The sequence below is a fragment of the Marinobacter sp. genome (genome assembly GCF_033722195.1).
GTDB lineage: Bacteria > Pseudomonadota > Gammaproteobacteria > Pseudomonadales > Oleiphilaceae > Marinobacter.
Genome location: NZ_JAWVZL010000145.1, coordinates 1 through 5521 on the forward strand (window position 1 = coordinate 1; position 5521 = coordinate 5521).

Genomic DNA, 5521 nt, shown 5'->3' on the forward strand with positions numbered 1-5521 from the left:
GACGGGCCATGGAGGCAACAGCCGGCGCAGTCAGGTACAGCAGGGCGATGAACACCAGTGCCCAGCCCGCGGACCAGCGCGCATCAGCCACCTTGGGTACGGTGAAGAAGCGGATGATGACGTGAGGCAGACCGGCGGTACCGATCATCAGGGTCAGGGTGAACAGCACCATGTTGAGTTTGTTGTCCACATCTGCGGTGTAGTCCTTGAAGCCCAGGGCAGTGATGACCTCATCCAGCTTGGCCAACAGCGGCATGCCCGACTGGGTGTGTTCTGAGAACAGGCCCAGCGGCGGCAGGGGGTTACCAGTCAGCTGCAGGGAAATAAACACCGCCGGAATGGTGTAGGCGACGATCAGGACGATGTACTGGGCGACCTGGGTGTAGGTGATGCCCTTCATGCCGCCCAAAACGGCGTACACGAACACAACCACCGCGGCGATGATCAGGCCGGTGGTGGCATCCACTTCCAGGAAGCGGGAGAAGGCCACACCGGCACCGGCCATCTGGCCGATTACATAGGTGACCGAAGCGACGATCAGGCAGGCAACCGCTACGAAACGGGCGTTCTTGCTATAGAAACGGTCACCGATGAACTCGGGTACCGTGAACTTGCCGAACTTGCGCAGGTAGGGCGCCAGCAGCATGGCCAGCAACACGTAGCCGCCGGTCCAGCCCATCAGGAAGGTGGAGTTGGCGTAACCACCGGCGGCGATCAGGCCCGCCATTGAGATGAAGGATGCAGCAGACATCCAATCCGCGCCGATCGCGGCACCGTTGGTGATGGGATGGACCCCACCGCCGGCGACGTAGAAGTCACTGGTGCTACCGGCCTTGGCCCAGATAGCAATCAGGATGTAGATGGCGAATGAGCCACCTACAAACAGCAGGTTGATGTAAAACTGGTCCATCGCTTACTCCTCCTCGGCCAGGCCGAATTTCTGGTCAAGCTTGTTCATTCTCCAGGCGTAGAAGAAGATCAAGGCTATAAAGGTCAGGATGGAACCCTGTTGTGCGAACCAGAATCCGAGGTCGGTGCCCCCGATGGGGATTCCCGAGAGGAGGGGACGGAAGAGGATGGCGCATCCGTAGGAAACGAATGCCCAGACCGCCATACAGCCCACAATGAGCCGCAGATTGGCCTTCCAGTATTCAACTGCATTCTGCGATATATCCGACATAGCTACTCTCCAGCTTTGTTGTTTTTTCGTCGGTACGTGTCACCTATCTATGCGCGGAAGAAGGTCTTTTTCTGATTCTTCTTCTTCCCCCAAGGTACCTCACTGACTTTACCGGTCGGCGGGTTAATGGATATTGGCAAAAGGTCTAATCTTTCCCGGAGTATCAGTCAGCTATGTCACATTTTTGCCCCGGGACGGAGCCCTAACGAGGCTGTCGGCATCAGTGGCGGCTGAAGGTTTTCAGACGGTGGTAGTAGCGCAGCTTGTCCTGGAGCTGGGCCAGGGTATGGACATCGCTCTTGCGGGCCCGGTTGAGGGCGATGAGGGTCAGCTCGGCGGTAGCCATAGCGTCGGCAGCGGCATGATGGCGCTCGCTGACCTCCAGCCCGAAATGGTCGGCCCAGTTGTCCAGGCGCCCTTCCGGCGGTTTGGCCTTGGGAAACATGGCCGGCAGCAGGTCGGCCACGTCCATCCAGGTGTGGGATTGGGTGTAGCCCAGGGTCTGCTTGAGGGTCTTCTCCAGGAATTTCTGGTCGAAGGCCGAATGGAAAGCCAGGATCGGATCGCCGTTCATCCATTCCAGCAGGTAGAGCAGGGCATCTTCGATTTCATGGCCCTTGACCAGCGCCTCCGGCCCGATGCCGTGAATCAGCACGGTTTCGCTGATGTCCAGCTCCGGTCGCTTCAGGACCAGATCGAACTGGTCCCGCAGGGGGATGCGCTCGCGATTGATGGCCACCGCGCCAATGGCGATGACCTGGTCCTTGGCGGGATTGAGGCCGGTGGTCTCCAGGTCCAGCACGATCAGGCGCAGGTCCTCCAGGGGCTGATCCCCTGCCACTTTGGGCGCCGGCAGGTGCTGCAGGTCATGGTGGGCGTCGGGCCCGGTCAGTTTCCGGTTAATCCATTCTTTGAGACGGTCAAACATGGCAGCGCCTAGAGCAGATAGGTGGTTTCCAGCTTTTGCTGCAGGCGCTGGGCCTGACGGAAGGACTCCCGCAGGATCCGCCGATCCAGTGGATTCAGATCATCCGGGTTGATGTAGTTGCTCAATTCCTGACCTTTCTCCAGCATCTGCTGATGGGCCCGCATCCGGATCGCCTGGATCAGGCTGTAGGCCTCTTTCCAGGCGCCGGCGTCCTTGCGGTCCACGGCGCCTTTGTGGGCCAGTTTCTCAAGACGCTCCAGGGTATTGGCCTCTTTGATACCCTGGGCCAGCGCCAGCACCCGGACGGCCTCCACGAAAGGCGCCAGGCCCTGGCGCTTGAGATCCAGGGAGTGCTTGTCACCGTCCGAGGCGTAACGGAAATTATTGAATATGGTCAGCGGTGGGCGCCTCTGAACGGCGTTGCCGGCCAGCATCTTCTGGAACAGGTCGTTCTTGCGGATGCGGCCGACGATCTTATCCAGCAGCTTCTCCAGCGGCTCGGTGGCACCAAATACAGCCCTCATATCCAGGAAAATAGAGGAGTACACCAGATTCTGCGGGGTCGATGCGTCGATAAAGCGCACGAACCAGTCGTCCCACTCCTCGGTGCTGAGACAGAGCTTGGGGTTGCTGGCCATGATGTTGCCCTTGCAGAGGGTGAATCCGCATTCCGCCAGCTCGTTGTTGACGGTCCTGGCGAACGGCAGCAGCTTCTCCCGCACCTGCTCCGCGGTCATGCCCTCGGGGGTCTCGAACAGGATGCCGTTGTCCTGGTCCGTAAGCAGGGTCTGCTCCTGCCGGCCCTCGCTGCCAAAGGTGAGCCAGGTAAAGGGGATGCCGGGGTCGTTGCGCTTGATGTTTAGTTCCAGCACCCGCCGGACGGTGACGTCGTTGAGGGTGGTGATGATCTTGACCACCTGGCCGGAGTCGGCGCCGTGGGCCAGCATGGTGTCTACCAGCCGGGCGACCTGGCTGCGCAGGCTCACCAGGGTGCGCAGGTGATTGGCGGTGCCGATGGTGCGGGCCAGGTGCACCAGGTCCACCCGCTGCAGGGAGAACAGGTCCCGTTCCGATACCACGCCGATGAGACGGTCCTCGTCGTCCACCACGCACAGGTGAGCGAAATGGTGTTCCGCCATCAGCAGGGCGGCGTCGAAGGCATGGTCGCTGGCTGGCAGGCAGCAGGGGTCGGGCGTCATCACCCGGCTGACCGGCGCGTCCAGGTCGGCGTTCTCGTCGGCGATCATGGTGCGCAGATCCCGCAAGGTGAAGATGCCGATGGGCTTGCGGTTCTGGTCGGTGATCACCATGCTGCCGACGCTGTTCTCGTGCATTCTGGCCACCACCTTGCGTACCGACAGGTCCGGCGAGCATACGATGGGATTGCGCAGGGCATAGCGCTCCAGGGGCGTATCCAGGGAGGTATTGGGGCTGATGGAGGCCATGGCACCGGACTGGATCTGGCGATTGACCTGTTCCAGCAGGCTGCTCACCCCCCGCAGGCAGAAATCCCGGAAGGTCTCGCTGCGGGAAAACAGGGTGGCGAAGGTGCTGTGGTCCAGAGTCAGGCAGAAGGTGTCACCGCAGGCGCGGTGCAGGGTCCGAGTGGGCCGCTCGCCAATCAGTGCCGCCAGCGGAAAGCATTCGCCCTGGCTGATTTCGAAGGTGGTCTCGGTGTTACCGTCCTTGTTGGCGCGCTCGCCACGTATCTGTCCCTGTTTCACCACATTGAAGTGTTCCACTTTGCCGTCGTCCGGCGACAGCACGACGTCACCGTCGGCAAAGAACCGCAGTTCGGCATTCTCGGCGAACAGGGCCAGGTGGCTTTCATCCATACTGGAGAAGGGCGCATGTTCCCGCAGGAACGCCATCATGGCGCGAATGTTCTGGGGTCTGGCCTCGTGTGATTGCTGTTCCATCATGCTCTGCCAAATCAATGTAATGACCCTAGTGTAGACCAGACAGAACACGCCGGCAGTGCCCTGGATCAAGCAGCCGCCAGGCTTTATGGCGCCGCCGTGCGGTGTTACAGTTCCCGGTACCAGCGATTATCAGACAACGCCATGACCACAAAAGACGAGCGCCTGAGTTTCCTGGAGGAAATGCAGGATGTCCGCAGAATCCGGAAACCCAACCGGGCCGATATCAAGGTCCCCAAGGAGCTGACGCCGGGGCATCTGGAACGTCAGCGCGCCGCCATGGACCAGCCCCTCAGGGACCGCAATCCGCTGACCGCGGACGATGTGGACCCGCTCACCGCCCAGGACGTGCTGGAGTGGCAGCGGCCGGGCGTGCAACATGGGGTCTACCGCAAGTTGCGATTGGGCCAGTACCCCATAGAGGCGCGGCTGGACCTGCACCGCAAGACCGTGGAGGAGGCCCGCCGCGAGGTCTTCGGTTTTATCCAGGACTGTGTCCGCTACGGGCTGCGCTCGGTGATCATTCTGCACGGCAAGGGCGAGCGCAATCCCGATGGGGTCGCGCTGCTGAAGAGCTACCTGGCCAAATGGCTGCCGGAGCTGGACGACGTGCTTGCCTTCCACTCCGCCCAGCGCCACCACGGTGGTACCGGCGCGGTCTACGTCATGATCCGCAAGGGCGACCTGCAGAAGCAGCGCAACCGGGAACTCCATGGAAACCGTTGACCTGACGCGATCGTAATACCTCCGCGCTATGCTGGCGTCACCATATGTAGTCAAATAGCGACGATTTTCCGCAACCGCAGCAGGAGAGCGATCATGAAGAAAGTAGTCCTTGTAGCCCTGGCCGGCCTGGTGCTGGCGGGTTGCCAGAACCGGGCGATCTGGAACGATGCCGGCGAGATGGAAGAGGCCACCACTAACCGAAAGGTCTGGGACACCCAGGGTCAGCTCAACAAGGGCGAACGGGTGATCTGGCGCGATGCCCAGGGCAACCCGGTCATCCAGTAAGCCGGCGCCTTCGACCGTCCCGTATCGTCTCTGGCCCTATCGTTTCTGGCCATCGTTTCTGGAGGGAAACCGCACTTGTTCGACATCACCCGATACGCCAGCGCTGCTGACGACATCATCCAGGCCGGCCGCTTCCTCTACAGCCGGGGCTGGTCTCCGGCCACCAGCAGCAACTACTCGGCCCGGATCGACGCCGAGCACATCGCCATCACGGTCTCCGGCCGGCACAAGGGCGAGCTGGCAGCGGGTGACGTCATGGTGGTGGATCTGTCGGGCCGGGCGGTGCAGAGCAACTGCCGTTCCTCGGCGGAGACCCGGCTGCACACCGTGCTCTACGAAATCTTCCCGGATGTCGGGGCGGTGCTGCATACCCATTCCGTCAAGGCGACGGTGCTGAGCCGGCTGGTGCCGCCCGGCGAGCCGGTGGTGCTGCAGGATTATGAACTGCAGAAGGCTTTCTCCGGTGTTCAGACCCACGAGGGC

General features: G+C 61.5%; 7 protein-coding genes. 3 read left to right on the forward strand and 4 right to left on the reverse strand.

What is annotated here, in order from left to right:
* From R3280_RS15830 to R3280_RS15845, 4 genes are all read right to left on the reverse strand, one after another.
* The coding region (locus R3280_RS15830) for a VC_2705 family sodium/solute symporter (protein WP_318999578.1) at positions 1–910 on the reverse strand (910 nt) is incomplete at its 3' end.
* 3 nt (positions 911–913) lie between these two features.
* A complete protein-coding gene (locus R3280_RS15835) occupies positions 914–1180 on the reverse strand; it encodes a DUF4212 domain-containing protein (RefSeq protein WP_318999579.1) in 267 nt (88 codons plus the stop codon).
* Between the two features lie 220 nt (positions 1181–1400).
* A complete protein-coding gene (locus R3280_RS15840) occupies positions 1401–2108 on the reverse strand; it encodes a 3'-5' exonuclease (RefSeq protein ID WP_318999580.1) in 708 nt (235 codons plus the stop codon).
* Between the two features lie 8 nt (positions 2109–2116).
* The gene (locus R3280_RS15845; protein WP_318999581.1) at positions 2117–4027 is read right to left on the reverse strand and encodes a putative nucleotidyltransferase substrate binding domain-containing protein; all 1911 of its coding nucleotides are present in this window, start codon (positions 4025–4027) and stop codon (positions 2117–2119) included.
* A 144-nt stretch (positions 4028–4171) separates the two neighbouring features.
* Here R3280_RS15845 and smrA point away from each other — a divergent pair, with 144 nt between their 5' ends.
* The 3 genes from smrA to R3280_RS15860 all read left to right on the forward strand — a co-directional run.
* The gene (gene smrA / locus R3280_RS15850) at positions 4172–4753 is read left to right on the forward strand and encodes a DNA endonuclease SmrA (protein ID WP_318999582.1); all 582 of its coding nucleotides are present in this window, start codon (positions 4172–4174) and stop codon (positions 4751–4753) included.
* A gap of 93 nt (positions 4754–4846) precedes the next feature.
* Positions 4847–5038: a membrane lipoprotein lipid attachment site-containing protein gene (locus R3280_RS15855; RefSeq protein ID WP_318999583.1), complete on the forward strand. Its 192-nt coding sequence runs from the start codon at positions 4847–4849 to the stop codon at positions 5036–5038.
* Between the two features lie 75 nt (positions 5039–5113).
* The coding region (locus R3280_RS15860) for a class II aldolase/adducin family protein (protein ID WP_318999584.1) at positions 5114–5521 on the forward strand (408 nt) is incomplete at its 3' end.

What these genes read in the sequence shown, in the direction of transcription:
- R3280_RS15855 (WP_318999583.1), top strand. Translation starts at nt 4,847, where the DNA reads ATGAAGAAAGTAGTCCTTGTAGCCCTGGCCGGCCTGGTGCTGGCGGGT.
- R3280_RS15845 (WP_318999581.1), bottom strand. Translation starts at nt 4,027, where the DNA reads ATGGAACAGCAATCACACGAGGCCAGACCCCAGAACATTCGCGCCATG.
- R3280_RS15835 (WP_318999579.1), bottom strand. Translation starts at nt 1,180, where the DNA reads ATGTCGGATATATCGCAGAATGCAGTTGAATACTGGAAGGCCAATCTG.
- R3280_RS15840 (WP_318999580.1), bottom strand. Translation starts at nt 2,108, where the DNA reads ATGTTTGACCGTCTCAAAGAATGGATTAACCGGAAACTGACCGGGCCC.
- smrA (WP_318999582.1), top strand. Translation starts at nt 4,172, where the DNA reads ATGACCACAAAAGACGAGCGCCTGAGTTTCCTGGAGGAAATGCAGGAT.